Origin of the sequence: Mesorhizobium sp. M0052 (assembly GCF_040323255.1) — a bacterium.
Classification (GTDB): Bacteria; Pseudomonadota; Alphaproteobacteria; order Rhizobiales; family Rhizobiaceae; genus Mesorhizobium.
Window position 1 is genome coordinate 226,348 of record NZ_JAMYUS010000003.1, and the last position, 21,547, is coordinate 247,894.

At 59.7% G+C, this 21,547-nt stretch carries 18 protein-coding genes and 1 pseudogene; 6 read left to right on the top strand and 13 right to left on the bottom strand.

Going from position 1 to position 21,547, the window contains the following annotated elements; genetic code table 11:
• Positions 1-123: 123 nt before the first annotated feature.
• A complete protein-coding gene (locus NKJ77_RS05215; protein WP_352534469.1) occupies positions 124-2,262 on the bottom strand; it encodes a PAS domain-containing hybrid sensor histidine kinase/response regulator in 2,139 nt (712 codons plus the stop codon).
• A complete protein-coding gene (locus NKJ77_RS05220) occupies positions 2,210-7,921 on the bottom strand; it encodes a HAMP domain-containing protein (RefSeq protein WP_352534542.1) in 5,712 nt (1,903 codons plus the stop codon). The genes NKJ77_RS05215 and NKJ77_RS05220 overlap by 53 nt, the downstream gene beginning before the upstream one ends.
• A 312-nt stretch (positions 7,922-8,233) precedes the next feature.
• Here NKJ77_RS05220 and NKJ77_RS05225 point away from each other — a divergent pair, with 312 nt between their 5' ends.
• Positions 8,234-8,614, top strand: a complete 381-nt coding sequence (locus NKJ77_RS05225; protein ID WP_155923925.1) for a hypothetical protein — start codon at positions 8,234-8,236, stop codon at positions 8,612-8,614.
• A gap of 313 nt (positions 8,615-8,927) precedes the next feature.
• Here the strand turns inward: NKJ77_RS05225 and NKJ77_RS05230 are convergent, their stop codons facing one another.
• Positions 8,928-9,548, bottom strand: a complete 621-nt coding sequence (locus NKJ77_RS05230; protein WP_023687850.1) for a cysteine hydrolase family protein — start codon at positions 9,546-9,548, stop codon at positions 8,928-8,930.
• Positions 9,549-9,570: 22 nt separating this feature from the next.
• Positions 9,571-10,113 carry a DUF6894 family protein gene (locus tag NKJ77_RS05235; RefSeq protein WP_023700055.1) on the bottom strand — a complete coding sequence of 181 codons (543 nt, stop codon included), beginning with the start codon at positions 10,111-10,113 and terminating at the stop codon, positions 9,571-9,573.
• Between the two features lie 22 nt (positions 10,114-10,135).
• Between NKJ77_RS05235 and ku the strand changes: the two genes are divergently transcribed.
• On the top strand, positions 10,136-11,095 hold the full coding sequence (gene ku, locus NKJ77_RS05240; RefSeq protein WP_502904427.1) for a non-homologous end joining protein Ku: 960 nt from the start codon (positions 10,136-10,138) through the stop codon (positions 11,093-11,095).
• Between the two features lie 655 nt (positions 11,096-11,750).
• On the opposite strand, the gene NKJ77_RS05245 is transcribed toward ku, so the two are convergent.
• The 5 genes from NKJ77_RS05245 to NKJ77_RS05265 form a co-directional block, all read right to left on the bottom strand.
• Positions 11,751-12,797: an ATP-dependent DNA ligase gene (locus tag NKJ77_RS05245; protein WP_050589852.1), complete on the bottom strand. Its 1,047-nt coding sequence runs from the start codon at positions 12,795-12,797 to the stop codon at positions 11,751-11,753.
• A 127-nt stretch (positions 12,798-12,924) separates the two neighbouring features.
• Positions 12,925-13,431: a YciE/YciF ferroxidase family protein gene (locus tag NKJ77_RS05250; protein WP_023668075.1), complete on the bottom strand. Its 507-nt coding sequence runs from the start codon at positions 13,429-13,431 to the stop codon at positions 12,925-12,927.
• Positions 13,432-13,763: 332 nt separating this feature from the next.
• Positions 13,764-14,183 carry an HD domain-containing protein gene (locus NKJ77_RS05255; protein ID WP_352534472.1) on the bottom strand — a complete coding sequence of 140 codons (420 nt, stop codon included), beginning with the start codon at positions 14,181-14,183 and terminating at the stop codon, positions 13,764-13,766.
• A 40-nt stretch (positions 14,184-14,223) separates the two neighbouring features.
• The gene (locus tag NKJ77_RS05260; RefSeq protein WP_023725490.1) at positions 14,224-14,634 is read right to left on the bottom strand and encodes a DUF427 domain-containing protein; all 411 of its coding nucleotides are present in this window, start codon (positions 14,632-14,634) and stop codon (positions 14,224-14,226) included.
• A 635-nt stretch (positions 14,635-15,269) separates the two neighbouring features.
• The gene (locus tag NKJ77_RS05265; protein ID WP_031194920.1) at positions 15,270-15,590 is read right to left on the bottom strand and encodes a hypothetical protein; all 321 of its coding nucleotides are present in this window, start codon (positions 15,588-15,590) and stop codon (positions 15,270-15,272) included.
• Positions 15,591-15,792: 202 nt separating this feature from the next.
• Between NKJ77_RS05265 and NKJ77_RS05270 the strand changes: the two genes are divergently transcribed.
• Complete coding sequence (locus tag NKJ77_RS05270) at positions 15,793-16,368, top strand: GNAT family N-acetyltransferase (RefSeq protein WP_352534474.1); 576 nt, start codon at positions 15,793-15,795, stop codon at positions 16,366-16,368.
• Positions 16,369-16,438: 70 nt separating this feature from the next.
• Here the strand turns inward: NKJ77_RS05270 and NKJ77_RS05275 are convergent, their stop codons facing one another.
• The 4 genes from NKJ77_RS05275 to NKJ77_RS05295 form a co-directional block, all read right to left on the bottom strand.
• Positions 16,439-16,771 carry a hypothetical protein gene (locus NKJ77_RS05275; RefSeq protein ID WP_023830856.1) on the bottom strand — a complete coding sequence of 111 codons (333 nt, stop codon included), beginning with the start codon at positions 16,769-16,771 and terminating at the stop codon, positions 16,439-16,441.
• 2 nt (positions 16,772-16,773) lie between these two features.
• On the bottom strand, positions 16,774-17,136 hold the full coding sequence (locus NKJ77_RS05280) for a hypothetical protein (protein ID WP_245260251.1): 363 nt from the start codon (positions 17,134-17,136) through the stop codon (positions 16,774-16,776).
• Positions 17,133-18,284 carry an NRAMP family divalent metal transporter gene (locus tag NKJ77_RS05285; protein WP_502904428.1) on the bottom strand — a complete coding sequence of 384 codons (1,152 nt, stop codon included), beginning with the start codon at positions 18,282-18,284 and terminating at the stop codon, positions 17,133-17,135. Before NKJ77_RS05285 ends, NKJ77_RS05280 begins: the two co-directional genes overlap by 4 nt.
• Before the next feature lie 65 nt (positions 18,285-18,349).
• Entirely contained in the window at positions 18,350-18,811 is a 462-nt protein-coding gene (locus NKJ77_RS05295; protein WP_155923926.1) for a hypothetical protein, read from the bottom strand.
• 528 nt (positions 18,812-19,339) lie between these two features.
• On the opposite strand from NKJ77_RS05295, the gene NKJ77_RS05300 reads away from it, so the two are divergent.
• The 3 genes and pseudogenes from NKJ77_RS05300 (at position 19,340) to NKJ77_RS05310 (ending at position 21,474) form a co-directional block, all read left to right on the top strand.
• Positions 19,340-20,125, top strand: a complete 786-nt coding sequence (locus NKJ77_RS05300; protein ID WP_031194922.1) for an SDR family NAD(P)-dependent oxidoreductase — start codon at positions 19,340-19,342, stop codon at positions 20,123-20,125.
• A gap of 610 nt (positions 20,126-20,735) precedes the next feature.
• Positions 20,736-21,138, top strand: a pseudogene (locus tag NKJ77_RS05305) (SDR family NAD(P)-dependent oxidoreductase); the annotation flags it as partial.
• A gap of 90 nt (positions 21,139-21,228) precedes the next feature.
• On the top strand, positions 21,229-21,474 hold the full coding sequence (locus tag NKJ77_RS05310; protein WP_023687844.1) for a hypothetical protein: 246 nt from the start codon (positions 21,229-21,231) through the stop codon (positions 21,472-21,474).
• Positions 21,475-21,547 lie beyond the last annotated feature (73 nt).

A 21,547-nucleotide genomic window follows, 5' to 3' on the forward strand; every position in this document is an offset into this window, starting at 1 on the left:
CGCCGCCTGTTGCGAATGACCCAGATTGCCGATCAGGAATGCGGCCCTTGTCGCTGTGCCCCGAAGTGCGGTCTCGATCTGCCCGGCCTGCCGACGTGGCCAGACCGCGACAATCCCTAAGCGCTAGCCGGTTTTGATCCTTTGGGGGGCCGCATTCTCTATCGCGAGGAAAATCGCTTCGAACAGATCCTCGTCGCGGAAGGGCTTGCCGAGCAAGGGCACGTCGGCCGGCCGATCGGCAATCTCCCGGGCATCGGCATAGCCCGTGATCATGACCGCTGGCCAGTCCGAGCGCAAATTGCGCGCGAAGCGGATCACGTCGACGCCGGATACGAGTGGCATGGCGAAGTCGGTGATAATGACGTCGAACTGGTTGGGAGTGCGCTCCATCATGGCCAGCGCCTCCGCCCCTCCTCCCGCGCAGGTCACCTCGAAACCACGCTGGCGAAGGGACTCGGCGGTCAATTGCCGCAAAACATGGCTGTCGTCGATCAGGAGGATTGATGGGTGCTCCATCCCGGCATCGGCGAACGCTCGTTCAATGTCGGGTTCCACCACAGGATCGACCGGCTGTTCGGTTGATCGTGGCAGCCAGAGTTGCATGGCAGTTCCGCGATTGACGACGCTTTCTATGCGAAGTGTCCCGCCTGACTGCTTCATGAAGCCGTAGACCGTGCTGAGGCCGAGGCCCGTTCCCTTACCGACCGGCTTGGTGGTGAAGAACGGTTCGACGACCTTGGCGACAAGATCGGGGGGTATGCCGGATCCAGTGTCCTTCACGGCGATCAAGACATAGTCGCCCGGCGGAATATCCTCTGTTTGCGTCCCGATCGATCGATTCTGCGCATGCACGGTTATTGTCCCGCCAGAGGGCATGGCGTCACGCGCGTTGAAAACCAGATTCATCAAGGCCAATTCAAGTTGGCCTGCATCGACATGCACCGGCCAGATCGTGTCATCGATCTGCCAGTCGAAACGGATCAACCCCCCCAGCACGGGCGCCACCAATCCGTTCATCGTGTCGCCCAGCGCAGCAAGGCGCACCGCTTCCGGCGTCAGGGTCTGGCGCCGCGAGAATGCCAGCATTCGCGCGACAAGGTCAGCGCCTTGTTTTGCAGAACGCCGCGTCAGGTCGAGTACCTGTTGCGCCTGATCATCCAACGTGGCCCGGCGTTCAAGCAGCCCCAACCCACTGAGAATTGCGGCGAGCAGGTTGTTGAAATCATGCGCCAGGCCGCCGGTTAGCTTGCCGATAGCGTCGATGCGCTGGGATTGAAGCAGCTGATCCTCAAGACCGCGCCGCTCGGTGATGTCAAGCAATGTGCCGATGATTTCCGGTTCACGGCCATCTGAGCCGTCCGACATCACCCCCTGGTCGAGAAAGATGCGATACTCGCCATTGGCGCATTGCCAGCGGAACTCGCACGTATAGGAGCCGGTGGTTTTTGCCGCCAGCAGCGCTTCCCTCAATCGCGGCAGATCGTCGGGATGAACGCGGCTGAGACCGAACTCTGGATCCGATGTCAGGTATTCAGGCGCAAAGCCGGTCAAGCGCTCGACGCCCTCCGTAACAAAGCGCGCCGCAAAGGGCGGCTCGGCTGCCCGAGCATGAAAGCAGACCGGCAACGAATTCAGGATGGCGTCCTGCCGTTGCTCGGCGCTGCGCAGCGCGCGTTCGGCCTGAAGCTTGTCCTTGTGCGCCTGCAACGCCTGCGCCAATAGTCCCTGCTCGACCTCCGCCTTGCGCTGGATCTCGAGCGTCTTCTCGTGGAGTTCGACGAAAACCGCGACTTTCGAACGCAGCATGATCGGATCGAATGGCTTGAACACATAGTCGACCGCGCCGGCATCATAGCCGCGCAGCATATGCGCATCCTCCTTGTTGATGGCGGTCAAGAAGATGATTGGGGTGCGCTTGGATTGCTCGCGCTGGCGGATAAGTGCGGCCGTTTCATACCCGTCCAACCCTGGCATGAGGACATCCAGGAGAATGACGGCGAACTCCTCTTTCAGCAGAAAGCGCAGAGCCTCTTCGCCCGATTGGGCGCAGATGACCTCTCCGACAGTCGCGAGCACTTCGCTGATCGCCAGCAGATTGCGCTCATCGTCGTCCACCGCCAGGATGCGGGCTCTTGCCGGCCCTTCGGCAAGAGCTGCCACCTCAAGTTTCCTTACCCTGTTTCTTGCCAGCTTTTGCATCGAACGGCCGTCAGTTCGCTGCCAGGAGAAGTTTTTCCGGGCTCTCGACACGGGATCGGGCACGCCCGATCCAGACACGAAGCAGTGCCAGCAGGAGATCCAGGTCGACGGGTTTGGCGATGTAGTCGGAAGCCCCGGCATCCAGACATTTTTGCCGATCCCCCTTCATCGCCTTTGCGGTGACGGAAATCAGCGGGATATGAGCAATCGCCGGTGTGCCGCGAATCCGCCGCATCGTCTCGTAGCCGTCCATCTCCGGCATCATGATATCGATCAATGCCACGTCGACATCGGGCGCCTGTTCAAGAAGCGCGATGCCATCACGGCCCCGCTCGGCATGCAGAACCTGTATGTCATAGGTCTCCAGAACACTGGTGAGCGAATAGATATTGCGAATGTCGTCGTCGACGATGAGAACTTTCGCCCCGGCGAGATCGGACTTGCCGTTGTGTTCAGTTCCTGCCCAGGCCTCTTGGCGACCTTCTCCCGGCAGCGTTGCCGAAATATGCAGCGCCAATTGAGCGAAGTTCTCCGCCCGCGGTGCTTCCGCCAAGGCCGGGTTCAATGCCAGTACCTGTTCAAGCGCGTCCGGGTGAGGCGTAAAGAACAGCAGCTGCGGCAAGGCTTCGCCGAATTGGCCCGTGATCTCGTCCAGCGCCTTTGCGTTGTCCTTGGCGGAGCGTCCAAAGCCGAGCACGACGGCATCATAGGAGGCGAGGCCAACGTCTTCTGCATTTGCCGCAACACGACCGATCGCGGTGACCGACGTTACGCCGTCGCGGATTGCCTCGACCAGCGCCAGACGCCGCTCCGGGTCAGGGTCCACGACCAGAACGCGGCGCTGAACGCGGAGCTTCTTCGAGTGGATATCCTGAAACACCTTCATCAGCTCGTCCGAGGAAACGGGCTTGGTGGAAATGCTGGACGCCCCCTTGCGTGCGAGACTGTCGATGTCTTCGGCACCCGAGATGACATGGATGGGAATTCCCCTCGTCTTCTGGTCATGCCGCAGCAGATCGAAAAGCACCCAGCCATCGATATCCGAAAGTCCGAGATCAAGTGTGATTGCGTCGGGAACGAGCTTGCGGGCCAATGCCAGCGTGCCGGAACCTGCAGTCGACAGAACGCCTTTCAGCCCGGCCGACCGGGCGAGGCCAAGCAGCAACCCGCCAAAGGTCGGATCGTCTTCGACGATCAACACGATCCGATCGGTGGGTAGGATTGAATCGCGGTCGTCGATCAGCTCTGCCGAGGCCGGACTGCTGAGCAGAGCTGTCGCAGTAACCGCCTCCGCCGCCGGAGCCAGGGTCGACTGTACTGTCGTCACGCGGGGGCCGTCGAACGGGATGATGAGGGTAAATGTCGACCCCTTGCCCGGCGTGCTTTCGACCCGCAATTCGCCGCCAAGCAAGCGAGCGATCTCGCGGCTGATCGAGAGCCCAAGGCCGGTGCCGCCATACTTGCGGCTGGTGGTGCCGTCGGCCTGCTGGAAGGCCTCGAAAATCAGCTTCTGTTTGTCTTCTGGAATGCCAATGCCGGTGTCGGTGACGGCGATCGCGAGAGCCTTCACCGGCTGCGTCGCGCCATTGCGGCGGCCGGCCTTTTCAACCCGGAAGTTCAGGCTGACCTCGCCTTCCGAGGTGAATTTGAATGCGTTGGAAAGCAGGTTGAGGACAATCTGCTGCAAGCGTTTCTCATCTGTGCGGACCGTGTCGGGAAGCGCCGGATCGACCTTGATGGTGAAGCCAAGTCCCTTGTCGGCTGCCAGCTGACGAAAAGTTCGTTCCATATGCTGGCGAAGATGCGTCACCGGCATATCGTTGATGTCGATGGAAACAGTGCCCGACTCGATCTTCGACAGATCGAGGATATCGTTGATGAGGCTGAGAAGATCGGTTCCTGCCGAATTGATGGTGCGGGCGAACTCTACCTGTTTTTCGTTGAGGTTGCCGTGCTGGTTGGTCGCCAGCAGGTTTGACAAAATGAGCAGCGAATTGAGCGGCGTGCGCAGTTCGTGGCTCATATTGGCCAGGAATTCGGATTTGTATTTCGACGTGAGCGCCAGTTGCTCGGCTTTCTCCTCCAGCGCGCGTCGCGCCATCTCGATTTCGAGATTCTTGTTTTCGACCTGCTTCTTTTCGTTCTCGAGCAGCTGCGCCTTTTCCTGCAGCTCCTCGTTCGTCGCATGCAGCTCTTCCTGCTTTTTTGTCAGCTCGGTTTGACGCGCTTGCAATTCCGACGTCAGCAGTTGCGACTGCTTGAGCAGGCCCTCCGTGCGCATCGTCGCAGCGATGGTGTTGAGAACGATGCCGACGGATTCCATGAGCTGGTTGAGGAACGACTGGTGTGTGTCACGAAACTCGCCGAACGAGGCGAGCTCGATGACGGCTTTGACTTCATCCTCGAACAGGGCAGGCAGGATGATGACATTGGCGGGCGAGGCGCTGCCAAGACCTGACGTGACCCGAAGGAATTCTGGCGGCACATTGTCCAGCATGATGGCGCGCTTGTCGGCGGCACTTTGCCCAACCAGGCCCTCTCGCAGATCAAGCCGCTGCTTGATGGCAGCTTTGCTCTCGGCGCCATAGGAAGCCGCCAGCTCAAGATAGGATTCCTCCTCGTCGCGATTGGTGACGTAGAACACCCCATACTGGGCGTTCACCAGAGGAGCGAGTTCGGACATGATGAGCCGCGAGACGGTGGCAAGGTCGCGCTCGCCTTGCAGCATGCGCGAAAACCGGGCGAGATTGGTCTTCAACCAGTCCTGCTCGGCATTCTTCAGCGTCTGATCCTTCAGATTGCGGATCATTTCGTTGATGTTGTCTTTCAGCGCGGCGACCTCGCCGGAGGCTTCGACGCTGATCGAACGGGTAAGATCGCCCTTGGTCACCGCCGTCGAAACCTCGGCGATTGCACGCACCTGGGTGGTCAGATTGGCAGCGAGTTGATTGACATTGTCGGTGAGGTCGCGCCAGAGGCCGGCGGCACCTGGCACACGCGCCTGACCACCGAGCTTACCCTCGATGCCCACCTCACGGGCGACGTTGGTCACCTGGTCGGCAAAGGTGGCAAGCGTCTCGATCATGCCGTTGATGGTGTCGGCCAGCAGGGCGATCTCTCCCTTCGCGTCGACCGTCAGTTTGCGCCTGAGATTGCCTTGCGCGACCGCCGTCACGACATCGGCGATGCCACGCACCTGATTGGTCAAGTTCGTCGCCATCAGGTTGACGTTGTCGGTCAGGTCCTTCCAGGTACCGGCAACACCTTCGACGCGCGCCTGGCCACCAAGCTTGCCCTCGGTGCCAACCTCACGCGCGACTCGGGTGACCTCGCCGGCGAAGGAGTTCAACTGGTCCACCATGGTGTTGATGGTCGACTTGAGCTCCAGGATTTCGCCCTTCACATCGACGGTGATCTTCTTCGACAGGTCGCCGCGCGCCACGGCGGTCGTGACTTCGGCGATGTTGCGCACTTGGCCGGTCAGATTCTCGGCCATCGAGTTCACATTGTCTGTGAGATCCTTCCACGTGCCGGCAACGCCGCGCACCTGCGCCTGGCCTCCCAACTTGCCTTCCGTGCCGACCTCGCGTGCCACGCGCGTGACTTCCGAAGCGAAGGAATTGAGCTGGTCCACCATTGTGTTGATGGTGTCCTTCAGCTCCAGGATCTCGCCGCGGACATCGACGGTGATCTTCTTCGAAAGGTCCCCGAGCGCCACGGCGGTGGTCACCTCGGCGATGTTGCGCACCTGGCCGGTCAGGTTGGCCGCCATGGCGTTGACGTTTTCGGTCAGATCCTTCCACGTGCCGCCTATGCCGCGCACCTGGGCCTGGCCGCCAAGCTTGCCGTCGGAGCCGACCTCGCGCGCCACACGCGTCACTTCCGAAGCGAAGGAATTGAGCTGGTCGACCATCGTGTTGATGACGTCCTTGATCTGCAAGATCTCGCCCAGCGCGTCGACGGTGATCTTCTGGGTCAAGTCGCCGGTCGCAATGGCCGTTGCCACCTTCGACACGTCACGCAACTGCACTGTCAAATTGCCGGCCATGGCGTTGACGTTGTCGGTCAGATCCTTCCAGGTGCCACCGACGCCTTCGACATGCGCCTGGCCACCAAGCTTGCCTTCCGATCCCACTTCGCGGGCCACACGCGTGACCTCAGAGGCAAAGGAGTTCAGTTGGTCGACCATCGTGTTGACGGTGTCCTTGAGCTCCAGGATCTCGCCTTTGACGTCGACGGTGATCTTCTTCGACAGGTCGCCGCGCGCCACGGCGGTGGTGACTTCTGCGATGTTTCGAACCTGGCCAGTCAGGTTGGCGGCCATGAGATTGACGTTGTCGGTCAAATCCTTCCATGTGCCGCCGACGCCCCTCACCTCTGCCTGGCCGCCCAGCTTGCCTTCGGTGCCGACCTCGCGTGCCACGCGCGTCACTTCCGAGGCAAAGGAGTTCAGTTGGTCGACCATCGTGTTGATGGTGTCCTTGAGTTCCAGGATTTCGCCTTGCACGGCGACCGTGATCTTCTTGGACAGATCGCCCGACGCGACCGCCGTCGTCACCTCGGCGATATTGCGCACCTGACCGGTCAGGTTCTCGGCCATCGAGTTGACGTTGTCGGTGAGGTCCTTCCAGGTGCCGGCGACGCCGCGCACCTGCGCCTGGCCGCCAAGCTTGCCTTCGGTGCCAACCTCGCGTGCCACGCGCGTGACCTCGCCCGCGAATGAATTCAGCTGGTCCACCATCGTGTTTATCGTGGATTTCAGCTCGAGAATCTCGCCCTTCACGTCCACCGTAATCTTCTTCGACAGGTCGCCCAAAGCCACCGCGGTCGTCACTTCGGCGATGTTGCGCACCTGGCCAGTCAGGTTCTCGGCCATGGAATTCACATTGTCGGTCAGATCCTTCCACGTACCACCAACACCCTCAACGCGCGCCTGGCCGCCAAGCTTGCCTTCAGTGCCGACCTCGCGCGCCACGCGCGTCACTTCCGAAGCGAAGGAATTGAGCTGGTCCACCATCGTGTTGATGGTGTTCTTCAGTTCTAGGATTTCGCCCTTCACATCGACTGTGATCTTCTTCGACAGGTCGCCCGACGCGACGGCGGTCGTAACCTCCGCGATGTTGCGCACTTGCCCGGTAAGGTTCGTGGCCATCGCGTTGACGTTGTCGGTCAGATCTTTCCACGTGCCGGCGACGCCCTTGACCCGGGCCTGGCCGCCGAGCTTGCCTTCCGTACCGACCTCGCGCGCCACGCGCGTCACCTCGGAGGCGAAAGAGGCCAACTGGCCGACCATGGTGTTGACGATCTTGCCGATGCGCAGGAATTCGCCGCGCAGCGGTCGGCCGTCAATTTCGACCATCATGGTCTGCGACAGGTCACCCTTGGCGACGGCGCCGATAACGCGCGCAACCTCAGCCGTTGGCTGAACCATGTCTTCGATGAGATCATTGACTGAACGGACACTGGATTCCCAACTGCCGGTGGCATTGCGAACCCGGCCGCGCTCGCCTATCCGCCCTTCCTTGCCGACGACCCGGCTCAAGCGCTCGAACTCGCGCGTCACTTGGTCGTTGAGGTCAGCGATCTCATTGAAAGTCTCAGCTATCTCGGAATCGAGGCCTTCATAAACATTGTCGATGCGGACGGAGAAATCGCCGCGCCGGAAGGCTTTCAGAGAATTCAGGATGCTTCGACGGTCCAATTGCTTCTTGGATGCCTGCACGGTCACAGCGCCACTCCCAGCCCTATGGATTTATACGGATAAAGTTGCCCCCGCGGCCAATGGTGGATCGCGCCGCAAGACCCCAAACGCGGCATCTTCAATTTTGTTCCATCGTGCCGTGAATTCCAGGCCGACGGTTGCGCCTTGGTTTGAACGCCGGATTTTCATGATGCGGTTGTGGATTTATCGTGCTTCAGCCGACCACGACACGTCATAGCCGTTTGCCATTGCCAGAGAGGCATGAATTGCGTTGCGCAACTCGGAAGGCGAGGCAGGCTTTGCGACCCATGTCCCTTGAAGGAAAATCGGATCGTGAAAACCCGAATTGGCGTAGCTTGCCGAATGGACGACAAAGGGGATGTTTCGGGCGTCAAGCAACGTAGCTATTCGTTCGAGCGCGATAAACGCCTCGTCTTCCAAAATCGCAACGGACCTATGGTGGTCCAATTATCGCAGTCCTTTGCTCTCCGAAGCGATCGGCAGCGCAGCACGCCGCCTGACCGGTTCCACCCGGTGGTCGAAGCTCACGGCAATTTTCTTGCCGGACATGGCATGGACCATAAGCCCGACCAATTCCTCGTCGTCGCAGCGACACTCAGGAAACCTTGCGCGGATTTCATCGACCGCAAACGCCGTCGAGATAATGTCCGCGATAGCCAGCGTAGACTGCGCTATAGGTTTCAAGGTCAATGACTTCCGCTTTTCAGCACATCACCCTCCCAGCGTAGGGCCGACGGCAGAGGCGCCGGATGTCTCGCAAAGATTGCTAAAGGCCGACATCTATTCTTCGGCGCTGTATCCTGTTCATTCTATGACGGTTGGCCGCGCTGTCGATAGCTCTGCAAGGCTTTGTACGCTTCCAGACACTGATTCACGCGAGCGACCAGATCAGGCAATCGTGCAGTTCATATACGTTTTCCGGTTCACTGTAGTGCCGTCCGCCAACTGAAACAGTCCACCCGACCAGAATGACGATTGTCGGCCCTTTCACTTGAAGCCCCCCAGATCAGCGAGTGAGTTGTGGCCAACACTCCAACACCTCCGCCATGCTGGCCGCCTCAATCTGCTCACTGAAGCGGGAATGGTAGACTTCCATCAGTGCGTCATGGGTCTGGTCGGCAGAGCTGCAGATGGCATCGGTGACGAGAATGACGCGGAAGCCACGATCGATGGCGCCAAGCACGGTCGCGAGAACGCAAACGTCGGTTTCGCCACCGGTGATCACGAGCGCACGCACGCCGGAGCCACTCAGCAGCGCGTCGAGCCGCCCCTCGGTCCAGGGCGAATAGACGTGTTTGTCGACCACCGTCGCCGGCGGTACAAATCGTGCAAGTTGAGGCATCAGCTCGATCAGGCGCGGATCGATGTTGGAAAGGGTTACCTCCGCCCACCGACGATAGTAGTTTGCCCACATTCCCGGCGCCTCGCCCGGGCGGGCGGCAGGAATGAAGCGCGTGAACAGGGTACGGCTGGCATGTCTGGCGACCAGTTCTTCGATCGCCGGGACCACCTTTTCAGCCCACGGCACGGGCCAAGGTCCACCCGGCGCAAACAGGCGCTGCATGTCGACGCACAGATGCAGGCCATCGTCGCCTATTGGTCCGTGAATCAGTCCTTGGGCGGCCACTGGTGGATTCCGTCGGGTTGGGTTACTGGCCTGCCTGCCGCGCTGCATCGGCCTCAGCCACATCAACAGTGTAAAGCAATTCACCGTTTTCGTTGGATACCCTCACAAGCCAGCCGGACAGAGCGTCCGTGCCAGGCTGCAGGTCGGCGAGAAGATCGATTGCGCAGCGGATAGCTTCGGACCGGGCCGCCTCAAGGCTCGCCATCCTCGACGGCGGTATGCGTCGGCTGGTTTCGCCATCGCGATACTCAAAGACATATACGTCGCCGGCGCCGTCGCTTGCAGAGGTTATCTCGACCTGGTCGAAATTGCCGTTGCTGCTCGCGTCATATTCATTGGCTGCGAGATCAAAGGTCGCTGTCTGGACCAGGATTGCCTTTGCGCGGGCAAGCACGTCATCTTCAGCTTGTATCCCGACGTTTGCCATGTCCACCGTAACGCAGTCGCCGCCCTCGCCGCAAAATATCACCCGGCGAACCGACTGCCCGTCTGGCGCCCTGGCATTCACCACTTCGGTCCGAACGACTTGCATGACACTCTCCTGCCTGTGTCTGACAATGTTCATGGTGCGCTTTCGGTTCCTGCGGATGCAGGGCGCCGGCCCGGCTGTCGAGACCGACAGGACTTCCCCGCCGGACATTGACGTGCACCGAGCCCCCGCCGCAGGAACAATTCGAACGGAAACGCGTTGCCCTAGCTGGAAACGGGATAAGCGCAAAATGGCCGCGCCACGTGCTGCCTGGAAGGGCTTCTTGAAGGTTGGTTCGGTTACTTGCGGCGTGAAGATTGTCGGCGCAACCAGCGAAGCATCCAAGATCCATTTCAAGATTTTGAACCGCAAGGACGGTCTGCCGGTCAGGAGCGTCTACGCCGACGAGGAGACCGGAAAGCTGGTGGATGCAGCGGATCAGGTGAAGGGTTTCGAGATCGAAAAAGACGAATTTCTCCAGATCGAACCTGACGACATAAAGGCGTTGAAGCTGACGTCGAAGCACACGCTCGAAGTCGGCGAATTCGTATCGATTGACGATATCGATACGCGCTATCTCGAGAAGCCCTACTATCTGATCCCGGCCGACGGCGCCGCAATCGAAGCATACGGAGTGATCCGCGATGCCATGAAGAACAAGGGCGTGGCCGCTCGATCCTGCGTGGTGCTCTACCAGCGCGGCCGCGAAGTGCTGATTCAGCCCTATGGCAAGGGCATGGTGATGACCGAGCTTCGCAACCACAACGAAATGGTTTCGGAAAGCACTGTGTTCGATGGATTGGCCAAGCAGAAATACGACGCCGATCTGCTCGAAATCGCCGGCATGCTTATTGACAAAAAAGTGACGACCTTCGATCCCTCGAAATTTGAAGACACCTATGAAGACGCGCTGATCGCCATGATCGATGCAAAGCGCAAAGGCAAGAAGCTGCCGAAGCCCGCACCAAGGCCACAGGAGAATGTCATCAACCTCGCTGAGGTGCTGAAGAAGAGCCTCAAACAGGAAGGGCTGGCGAGATCCACAAAGAGAGCCTCACCGAAACGCAAGACAGCATAGTTGATAACTGCCCAGCCAGAAGGTCCGCACAGCAGCTCCAGCCGCCCTTAATAGCTCGGAACAATTCTCGCGGTTGCCCGTTGGCCACCAAGGACGATGCCTTATGGCCGAGATCAAGAACGTCGACAGGGCAGTCCTCAAAGAGCCAGAGGCAGCGGATGCCAACATTGCGCTCAAAGGAGCCGGAACGCAGGACTCTGATCGGGCGCCGACAAGCCCCAGGACCGCTGGCCATCGGTAAAAATACATGGGGTGTGAAAAAGACCCTTTCGCCTCCAGACGCGGCGACGCGCGACCGGTGGCGGGCCGAACCCCACGCCCAAGCGAAACCCGGAGAATAGATGTGCCCCCCAAACCAGAGCCAACCGAAGAGCCGCCAGTGGATGCGCCGACGTGGACGCCGGACATACGCGAGCCTGAGCCGGATCTTCTTCCCGACGAAGTGCCAGTTCCTAATCCGGACGAGAACCGTGATCCGCCAAAGCGAGGCGTGGTGACAGACTGAACAACGAGTTTGGTCCGGCATCCTCCTGCAAAGGCGTTTATCTCGCCGCCGGGTTCAAGATCGCCAGTGAAATGCGACTGGATTTGGCTGCGCCGAATGCTTGACGGATTTGGTCTCGATGGTGTGGACCTATCGACGCCTCGCCAAGCCTCATTTTCCAAGTATCTGTTCGAACGTGCATTGCTTCGGGCTTTTGTCAGGACGCCATCGCAGAAATTTGGTGCCATGACGGAAACGATCGCCGGTGACATGATCGAACCGCACCTCCGCCACCAGTTCGGGCCGCAATGGCTCCCATTGTCCGCTTCTTTCCGTGCTCCACCGACTGGGACCGCCCGGCGCTTTTCCCGTAAAGCCAGGAGCCGATCGCAAAGCTTCAAGTTGTCGCGTAAGCTTGGCCCTGTCCTCCCGGGCGATCGTCGAAGTGAACCCGACGTGGTCGAGTTGCCCCTGGTCATTGTACAGGCCGAGCAACAGGGAGCCGACTTCACGCGAATTCGCCAGGTAGCGGAACCCTCCGACGACACAATCGGCCGTGCGCAGGCGCTTGACTTTGATCATGGCGCGCTCGCCGGGTCGATATTCGTCATCGAGAAGCTTGGCAACGACCCCGTCGGTCGAACCTTGTCCGGATTGGCCAAGCCATCTGCCTGCCGCCGCCAAATCACGCGTTGCCCGAGACAGTTCGAGATCCTTTCGCCCGGCCGACTTTACGAACAGTTCGAGTGCAGCGCGCCGAATCGAGAGCGGCTGCTGCATCAAGGCGCCCTCGGAGGTCGCCAACATGTCAAAGAGGATCAGCTTTGCCGGCGTCGCGACCGACAGTTTCCGGATCCTGCTTTCCGCCGGATGCAGCCGCATCTGCAAGGCGTCGAAAGAAAGAGCGCCTGCAATTTCGATGACGATCTCACCATCGACCACGAACTCTTTTGTTTTCAGTTCATGCAACATCGCGACGACTTCCGGGAAATACCGCCCTAACGGCTTGCCGGATTTTGCACGCAACTCCACGGCCGCGCCGGCTTTAAAGGCCAGGCAGCGGAACCCGTCCCATTTGGGTTCGTATTGCCATCGGCCAGCATCGGCCGGCAACGTGTCGGCAGCCTTTGCTTCCATCGGCGCCGTGCTCAACGCCACGCCGAAAGACGATTTTACACTCGTCGGCAGATCGCGAGAGATGGCAGATTCGCCCGTCATGAAAGTTCCGTGGACAACGATGGAGATCGACTCAACGCAGCACTGGTGCCGGTTTTGGAAAAATCATGCTCCAACAGGGTTAGGTCATGATGAGATTTCAACCAATCTCATCATGACCTGGGACGGTCTACTCGGCAGCCTGCATGTTGATCTTGCTTTCCGCCATTTCGGTGAGCTTGCGATCGGTCGCCTGCTCTTCCTTCAGGTTCTTGGCCAATACGTTGGCGCAGTCACTGCGGCCAAGCTGCTTGGCCCAGGCGATGAGCGTGCCATATCTGGTCATCTCATAGTGTTCGACCGCCTGCGCCGACGCTATCAGCGCCGCGTCTAGAACCTCCTTGTCGTCGACGTCGCCGCTCACATCGTCGGCTTCCTCCAGAATGCCGTCTATCGCCGGGCAGTTGACCTCCTTGGCCTTGACGCCATGCAATTCGAACACCTGTTCGACGCGCTCGATATGGCCTTTGGTCTGCTCGAGGTGTTTTTCGAATCCGGCCTTCAATTGCGGATCGGTTGCCTTGCCGATCATCTTCGGCAGCGCTTTCTCGATCTGCTTTTCGGCGTAATAGATGTCGCGCAGCGTGTGCACGAAGAGATCGTCGAGTGTCTTGATGTCCTTCGAAAAGAAGCCCATGGCCTTACCTTTCATTGTGCAGAAGTTCGGGTTCGGCGGCGGCTTGCCCGCCACCCGCGGAGGCCGGGAACTCGTCCCGGCTTGCTGGTCAACGCACCGGTGCTGGAGGAGTTCCTGATTCCGAGCCGGGCCGTTACTCCTTTTCGGGACGCTGCGGTCCATCTCCGGAGGAGCTTTGACCCGATCACACGTTCCATGGTCCAGACGAGGACCCTCAGGCGCACGCCGGCGCGGAAAAACTGACGGCCAGGAGAGCCGAAACGTGCTGTGCGCCGCAAGCTCTCGCAGGCGATGGCTGCCTCGGCAGATGCAATGCCAGCGTCGGGCGCGCACTATTGTCGGGAGAACTCTTGGTCAAGTATGCGAAGGCCCTCTTCATATTTGGCCGCCGACGCTCCGACCTGCCTCGACTGCCAGATGTTGTCCTCCAGATCGGCGCGTTTTACGGGGAGCGCCACTGGGTTCGACGCAGCCCGCCGGACAAAGGCGAAATACTCCTCATCCGGCCTGCGCGACATGGCATCGACCGCCGCGGCAATTGTCGGTCCGAAGCCTGCTTCTTCGAGCTTGGCGCGGGTCCAGCCTTCGCCTTTCTCCAGAACGTCATGAAGGTAGGCAACAGTCTTCTGATCGATTGTCTCGACAGCGTCGACGACACGGCGGCAATGCTCGATGTAGGGCCCCCCGGTCTTATCGCGCTGCGACGCGTGAACCTCCTCCGCAATCTTTGCCGCCTGGTAGAAAATGCTCATCGCGCCTGTCGTTACCGTGATTGTCTCTGCCTGATGAAACCTATTCGACGATATGTGGCGTGTGTCGCTTGTCCTCGGCAGGGTCGACATCGATACGGGCCTTCTCCGGATCGAAAGCGCCGTGACCTGCAATAGCCAGAGCGGCCGCATCGGGCGTTTCGTAGGCCCACATGAAATCATCGGAAGAACTGCCGACGGCGTGGACACGCCAGTAGCTTGCGGTGCCTTTGAGCGGGCACCGGGTGGTGGTGTCGGTCTTTTCGAAAAGATCGAAATAGATGTCCTCGAAGGGGATATAGAAAACGGGCTCGTGCCCGTCTTCACGCAGGACCTTCGCCCGCTCCGTAGCCGCGACGATGGCGTCGGAAAACCGCACCGTCACCGTGCCGGAAAACGGTTCTATGGCCAATCGGCCAAGGTGGTGTTGTGAAGTTGCGCCTGAAGTTTGCATCTGAATTTCTCCCTGGCGATTACCGCAAGATCGGTCATGCCTGGAGACGAAATGCGCGGCGGCGCTTCAGGTTCCGGCATGTCCGATGAAGCTGAATGGCAGCCGGCCTTAAAGCGCCTCCCGCTTGCCGTATCCAGCAGTTCTCGTTGGTAAGGCGCGGTGAAATGCTCGTCCAACCCATTCGAAGACTTTAGAAGGACGACACGGTCGTCGCTTCCGTGGAGCGTCAGGGCTGGCACCGAAATGATCTTCGCCGCTACTTGCCGGCGGGCGAGTTCGTGGCTGGAGATGCTCCAACTGTTTGGCCGTCGTCAGCTGCCGCCTCATGTACGGGCTCCGGGGCGGCCTCAGTTGCGGCCAAGTGGGCCGCAAGGTCCCTATAGACCTTGTCCCTGCCGCCATCGTGTTTAGCGATCAGGCCAAGTAAGTCATGACGGCTTAGCTTTGCAATCTTCATTAGGAATTCGAATTCGTGCTTCGGAATCGAGGCTGCTAAGCGATCGAGTTTGGCCCGCCGGGTCTCTTTGGACACATGTGCTCCTATGTATCCAGGCAGCATGCGAGGCACGTGTTCGAAGGCCCGCCATTGTCTTGATGGCGGGCCTTCGGGCGGCCGAAGCCGCTAGGTCCATCGGCTACTTGTTGCAATTTTGCACGGTCGAGGTCGTTGCGCCACTTGCAGTGTTGTTATCGATGTCATTGCCTGCGGCGTCCTTGCAACGGTCGGTCATGCCGTTCGATTTTGTAGTCGAGTTTGTGGAATTCGGATCGGTTGGCACGGTCGCATTCCCGCTGCCAGTGCCATTGCCAGCGGCGCCGCCGCTGCCAACAGTTCCAGTACCAGTTCCATTACCCGTGCCAGCCGTGCCGCCAGCACCCGTTCCATTTGTCTGCGCCAGGGCGGAACCGGCCAAGGCAATAGTTAGCACCGACGCGGCTAGAATTTTCTTCAACATTGGAGTCTCCGTGTTTGAATCGCCGAATTGCGATCGCTTTCCCAACGACAGGTTTTTCTCATTGTTCCAGGCGTAATGGATTGTGATCCGCAGCAGCCTTCGTCGAGGTGGACACTCTTGACGGCGCACGAATTGTGATGAGACCTGACAAGGGCAGGATGGGCTTTGTTCAACACCAAAGCGATATGTTGGGCGCGGCTGCATGCATCCGACGCGGATCGCGATGCGGAATGTGGGCAAGACGGGTTACAACAGAAGCGGCGATCAGAGCTGCGAGCGAACCGGCCGCCTTGATGTTAATCTGACGGTTGAATCTCAAGACCATTCCGACGCAGGAGCAGAACGCATGCCGGCTCGATCCGAAGGATTTACAATCGCTCTGGCTCACAACGGGGATGCACGAACGCAGGCGGCCGCTGCGCTCTATCGACACAACATCGAACAAACCGGAATCGATGACCGGGCAGTGATCGGCGCGGAGCTTACCGACCCCTCGGGAAAGATCTGGGGTGGAATTTGGGGCAGAACGGAACTGGGGCTCCTGTTTCTCGACATGTTCTTCTTGCCTGAAGAATTGCGTGGCCGATCCTATGGATCACAGCTTCTTATGGCGATTGAGGAGGAAGCCGTTAGGCGTGGATGCAAGAGAGCCGTCGTCGAGACGAGCAGTTTCCAGGCGCCTCAATTTTACCGGCTTCATGGGTTTGAGGAATTCGGCAAGGTCGAATTCGTTATTCCAGGACACGCCCGCATCTTCCTTCGCAAGAACCTGCAGTAATCTTTGCGGAGGCGCCATCTGCACGAACGGCTAATTCGCCGGCAAAACGCCGGCTCCCAGCCGTAGCCATCTACTCCCGAAGGTCCTTTTGCCCTTTCCATCCGGGAAGCTCGGTCATCGGGCATAGCAGCCGCGGTCGCGCCGGATCGGAGATATCGAGTTTATCCCAGGGAATGCGGTACAGGCCGTCGCGACGGCGCAGCCGAAACAGGTCGAGCATCGCGACGCCGATGGTCGAAGCCGACAGACGCTCGAACGCGGCGTAGATGCCAACGTGGAATTCAGTAACGACGAGCTCGTCGCCACGCTGTTCGGCGAGAATCTCTTCGATGTGACCGATGCTCTTTCCACGCTGCGAGAGCACGCGTCGCCCGGCAAGATGTTCGAGGTTGACTGTCCTCATCATCACGCTCCTGGGATGCGCCCGATGACATGATCGCGCAACCAGTCCTGCCAGGCGAAAATCGACGTCTCGCCCACCTCGATGTCACATTCGATGTCGAGCCCGTTGTCCTGCACCTTTTTCCACGCAATCCTGTGTGGCTCGGCGTGGCGTTTGCCACCCACCCTCGTCGCCAGTTGCGCCATCCATTCCCCGGGCCGCGCGCCAAGGCGGCGCGCCAAAGTGATGGAGCCGAGTTCTATCGCGACAATCCTTGGTGGTTTGCCCCGCCGCAACTCGGCCACCACTCCGTCGACCTTGCCGATCTTGACCCGCCGGCGGTCGAACACCTGCTTGTCCAGGAGATCACGCATCAATTCCATCATGTGCCTCCGAATATCTGCAGCGGAATCGTCACCACGGCGAGCACGAAGGCAAGCGCGATAATGAAGATAACGGCGGCATTCGAAATGATGCCGTTGCGATGTTCGCCGACATAGCGTTCGTCATTCAGCAGGAAGAGAAATGGAACTACCGTCAGCGGAAGGCTCGCCGCCGTTACCGCCATGGAAAAGATGGTCAGCCTCAGTGGGTCGAGGCCAAGCACGATCGGAATGGCGGCCAAAAACAATGATGCCGTATAGACGGCACTGAAGCCCGGATCATCGCGCGGCTTTCGATCCTCACCCCACGTCCAGCCAAAGCCCTGTGCCACCAGATATGCCTGTTGCAACCCGACTTCGAGTGCGGCGCCGAAACAGGCAATGGCTAGCGAGGCAACGAATAGAACGAACCCCCAGAAGCCGAATATAGGGATCAGCATCAACGGCAGTTGGTGATAGTCGTCCACCTGGTCGATGCCGTGCGTCGCGAGAACGAGAGCAGCGACGATCAACACGGCGATCGAAATGGTCCCACCGAAGGTCATGCCCAGCCCGGCGATGGCACGATTGGCTCCAAGGTGGCTTTCATCCCATTTGTCCTCGATAGCTCCCGAGGAATAAAACATGAAAAGATAAGGCGATATCGAGGCGCCGAGAATGCTGGCCGCCATGAACCAGTAATTGATGGCATCGTGAGCCGGCAGCGCGGGCACGGCGCTGCCAGCGACCGCTGTCCAGTCGGGCTTTAACATCACCGCACCAACCACGAAGCACAGCGTCACGAGGCCGAGGACCGAAATGCCTTTCTCGATAAAGCCAAACGTGCCTTTCCACAGCAGCAGCCATGCCAGCAACGCCACCGGCAGTGCCCACCACTGGAAGCCTATGCCGGTGGCAAGTTCGAGTGCGATGGCCACACCGCCGATCTCAGCGGACAGCACCATGAAATTGACGAGAAGGACGACGAGCAACGGCCATAGGAAGACGTTGAACCCAAATCTTTCACGAATGCCCTCTGAGATCGTGTGATGGCTCATCGCGGCGAACCGACCGGCCATTTCAACCAAAAAGATGATGCATATGGTGCCGAGAACTATGGCCCAGATCAGCTGGAATCGGAAGGCGGCACCCGCCTGCGCCGCCGTAGCCATCGACCCGACTTCGAGGAAACCTCCGACACTGGTGACGACGCCAAGCGATATTTCCAGAAGCTTCTTCACGGCTTTGGTCCGAAAGCGCTGGTGTAAGCGGCGGCGAGCGAGCGCATGGCCGCCCGAAGATCCTGTTGTGCGCTTTTCACCTCAGTGCGATTGTTCACCTGCAATCCCGCCTCGGCATGCGCCACCGCCACCGACAAACTGTTGACTGCTGCCGTCAGTCCTGCTCGCCCGGCTGGTTCAGCGGTCTCGGCCGATCGAATTTGCGCCTCGACATCGGCCAGCGTTTTTCCGACCGAGTGCAGTGCGGCCGTGGCATAGGCGGACGGTGCCGCTCCCTCCACCCAGGCATCCAGTACCATCGATACGGTCTGTGCCGCGGAGGCCGCTGTTCGTGATTGCTGCGCCACCTGATTGGAAGACGAGCATCCGGCCAACCCGGCTAGAATCAGAAGCAAGCACAGGCAGCCAACCGGAAAATGACGGTCGTTATGGGGTACAGCGCGCGTTGGATGCGCCACGCGGATTTCCTCCCCGGCCCGAACCAACTGCGTCCGGCATCAATGATCTAGAGCGCTCGGAGAGCTCGTCAAACGAAACCGACGACGAGCCTGTGAGGTCGGCTAGTCCAACGTAACAAAACGCTCCATCCCGGACAGCCGTTAAAAGAGGGGGGCCCGCGCTTCTCTTTGGCGCGGAGAAGCGCGGGCAGATCGGGCTGAGGGGATGACCCGATCGCGCAGCATCAACATGGGAGGGCAACAACGCTGCACGGTTCGAACTTCCAACCGGGCCACTTGTTCCAACTTCAACTGATCCGTTCTGAGTACTCAATCCATGCGTTTGGGGGGCCTTTTTGAAGGTAGGCCATGGCGAGTTCTCATGGCGTAGAACGGTTTTTGTCGCAACGGCCCATCCATGAATGCGCGCGACGACCGCGATGACGACCGTCGCCTGACCGTCATGACAGCGCACGACCAATCCAGCCCAAACGCCGCGGAACAATTGTGCCCACTCGTGGTTCCGATGGCACGAAGATGGAGGATATGATGACGGACGCCAAACTCGCTGTGGTGACCGGCGCCTCGAGTGGCATCGGAAGGGAACTCGCAAAGCTGTGCGCTAAAGACGGTTACGACCTGATCATCGCCGCCGACGAGCCGGCTATCCGGCAGGCGGCAGAGGCACTTGAGACCCACAATGTAACGGTCGAAGCCATTGAGGCCGATCTGGCGACCGTCGAGGGCGCCGATCGGTTGATCTCCCAGATCGGCGATCGCGATATCGACCTGTTGTTTCTCAATGCGGGACGCGGGCTCGGCAACGGCTTCGTCGACCAGGACTGGCGAAAAGTCCGCCGGATCATCGACACCAATGTCACCGGAACGGTCTATCTGGCGCATGAGCTCTGCGCCAAGATGGCCCGGCGAGGTCGCGGGCGCATCCTGTTCACCGGATCGATCGCCGGCTTCATGCCCGGCACATTCCAGGCCGTCTACAACGGCACGAAGGCGTTCATCGATTCCTTCTCGATCGCGCTCCGCCATGAGCTGAAAGATAGCGGGGTGACGGTCACCGTGCTGATGCCTGGCCCTACGCAGACGCGATTCTTCGAGCGCGCTGAAATGATGGATACCAAGATCGGCACCGATGAAAAGGGCAATCCGGCCGATGTCGCCAAAACGGGTTACGAGGCGATGATGGCCGGTGATGAACAGGTCGTCAGCGGTTGGAAAAACAAGCTGCAGGTTGCCGCCGCGCATGTCACGCCGGCAGGCACTTTGGCCGAACAGCACCGTAGGATGGCCGAGCCGGGGTCGGCGTCCAGCGACTGAGCCAATATTTCGCGCCATCAAACGGGCTGGCATTCGCAGAGACCGCATGTGCTGTGCGACGCAGTCAATCACTGCCGCAAGGACGGCACCATCTCGGTCCCCACGGCGTCTGTGTTGGCCTGGTCGATCACATCCCGTCTGGCGCGGCGATGAATAAGAGACCGGCTTTCCGGATGGGCCAGACGCATACGCAACGCTGCCTCGAACCTCTTTTGGCCATGGTCCAGAGCGCCGCAATCGATCCCTCCTTGTGATTACCCACCGGGCCGATCTGAAAGCAGGGCCGGATCTCTACAAGACGTTCCGCGACAGGCAGGATGGCTGCATCAAAGTCGTGACGCGGCCTCACAGCAAAGACGGGCAAGGCGACCGACACTCACTGCAATCACAAGGGAACATTCGCGTCGACGGCCGGTTAGGTGCCACTTCCGTAACGGTCACCTGCCGTCAAAGCGAGCCCATGATGAACCACGACCAGCATGACAATGTACCAGACGCAGCGCGTAGACTTGTCGTCGGAAGCATGGCGGGAGGAATTCTCGTCGCTTATGCTTCCACGGCGTCAGCCGATACGGGAACAGTGCCTGCTAAAGCAGGCCCTGCGAGCCCGATGCTCAAACAGAATCCGGTGACGCAATATCCCCAGCCGCCGTTCAAGCCACAGGAACAGAAGTGGCCGGGTTTGGCCACCAAGATGGTGCCACGCCCGGATCACGGCGAAACGACCTACAAGGGATCAGGCAGGCTTGCCGGTCGCAAAGCGCTGATAACCGGCGGCGATTCCGGAATTGGTCGTGCGGCGGCGATTGCATTCGCGCGCGAGCGTGCGGACGTCGCTTTCGGCTATCTCCCCGAAGAACAGGAAGACGCCGACGAACTGGTGGACCTAATAAAAGCGGCAGGTCAAAACGCTTGCCGGCTATATCCGCAATGAGGCCTTTTGCAGAAAGCTGGTCGATGAAGCAGCAACGCCCCTCGGCGGTCTCGACATCCTGGTCAGCAACGCTGCCCGCCTCACTCGAGTCAACGGTCCTCAAAAAGGGCCGCCAGGCCCACCGCTCCTTAGGCGTGGTGGGCTTTCAGACTGTCTACAGGAGGAACCAATGGCTGGCGATGAAATAGAAAGAAGGCGACTGCAGATGTTGATCGAACAATATCTGGAGACCCGTAAGCGACGGCACGATTTCGTGTCGATCGCGAATGCCGAACTCGCGATCAAGGCGGTCATGCCGCATTGCCCGGTGTCAAGCGCAGCGTTGGCAGAGATGATAGCCGCTGGCGCCGTCACTTACGGCCTTGGCGTCCTATTCGACGCGAGGCAAACCGAGGGCGAACTGCCCGTCGTTTGATAGGCTCATCGCCTGACCAATCGTCGCGCCGTGGCGAAGTTTCGCCCAGCGCTGGAGTACGCCAGACCGGGAG

Bases quoted from the DNA above. Each gene is read 5' to 3' on its own strand.
- NKJ77_RS05235 (WP_023700055.1), bottom strand. From the start codon at position 10,113: ATGAACATTGTCAGACACAGGCAGGAGAGTGTCATGCAAGTCGTTCGG.
- ku (WP_502904427.1), top strand. From the start codon at position 10,136: ATGCAGGGCGCCGGCCCGGCTGTCGAGACCGACAGGACTTCCCCGCCG.
- NKJ77_RS05245 (WP_050589852.1), bottom strand. From the start codon at position 12,797: ATGACGGGCGAATCTGCCATCTCTCGCGATCTGCCGACGAGTGTAAAA.
- NKJ77_RS05250 (WP_023668075.1), bottom strand. From the start codon at position 13,431: ATGGGCTTCTTTTCGAAGGACATCAAGACACTCGACGATCTCTTCGTG.
- NKJ77_RS05255 (WP_352534472.1), bottom strand. From the start codon at position 14,183: ATGAGCATTTTCTACCAGGCGGCAAAGATTGCGGAGGAGGTTCACGCG.
- NKJ77_RS05260 (WP_023725490.1), bottom strand. From the start codon at position 14,634: ATGCAAACTTCAGGCGCAACTTCACAACACCACCTTGGCCGATTGGCC.
- NKJ77_RS05265 (WP_031194920.1), bottom strand. From the start codon at position 15,590: ATGTTGAAGAAAATTCTAGCCGCGTCGGTGCTAACTATTGCCTTGGCC.
- NKJ77_RS05270 (WP_352534474.1), top strand. From the start codon at position 15,793: ATGCATCCGACGCGGATCGCGATGCGGAATGTGGGCAAGACGGGTTAC.
- NKJ77_RS05275 (WP_023830856.1), bottom strand. From the start codon at position 16,771: ATGAGGACAGTCAACCTCGAACATCTTGCCGGGCGACGCGTGCTCTCG.
- NKJ77_RS05280 (WP_245260251.1), bottom strand. From the start codon at position 17,136: ATGATGGAATTGATGCGTGATCTCCTGGACAAGCAGGTGTTCGACCGC.
- NKJ77_RS05285 (WP_502904428.1), bottom strand. From the start codon at position 18,284: ATGGCTACGGCGGCGCAGGCGGGTGCCGCCTTCCGATTCCAGCTGATC.
- NKJ77_RS05300 (WP_031194922.1), top strand. From the start codon at position 19,340: ATGACGGACGCCAAACTCGCTGTGGTGACCGGCGCCTCGAGTGGCATC.
- NKJ77_RS05310 (WP_023687844.1), top strand. From the start codon at position 21,229: ATGGCTGGCGATGAAATAGAAAGAAGGCGACTGCAGATGTTGATCGAA.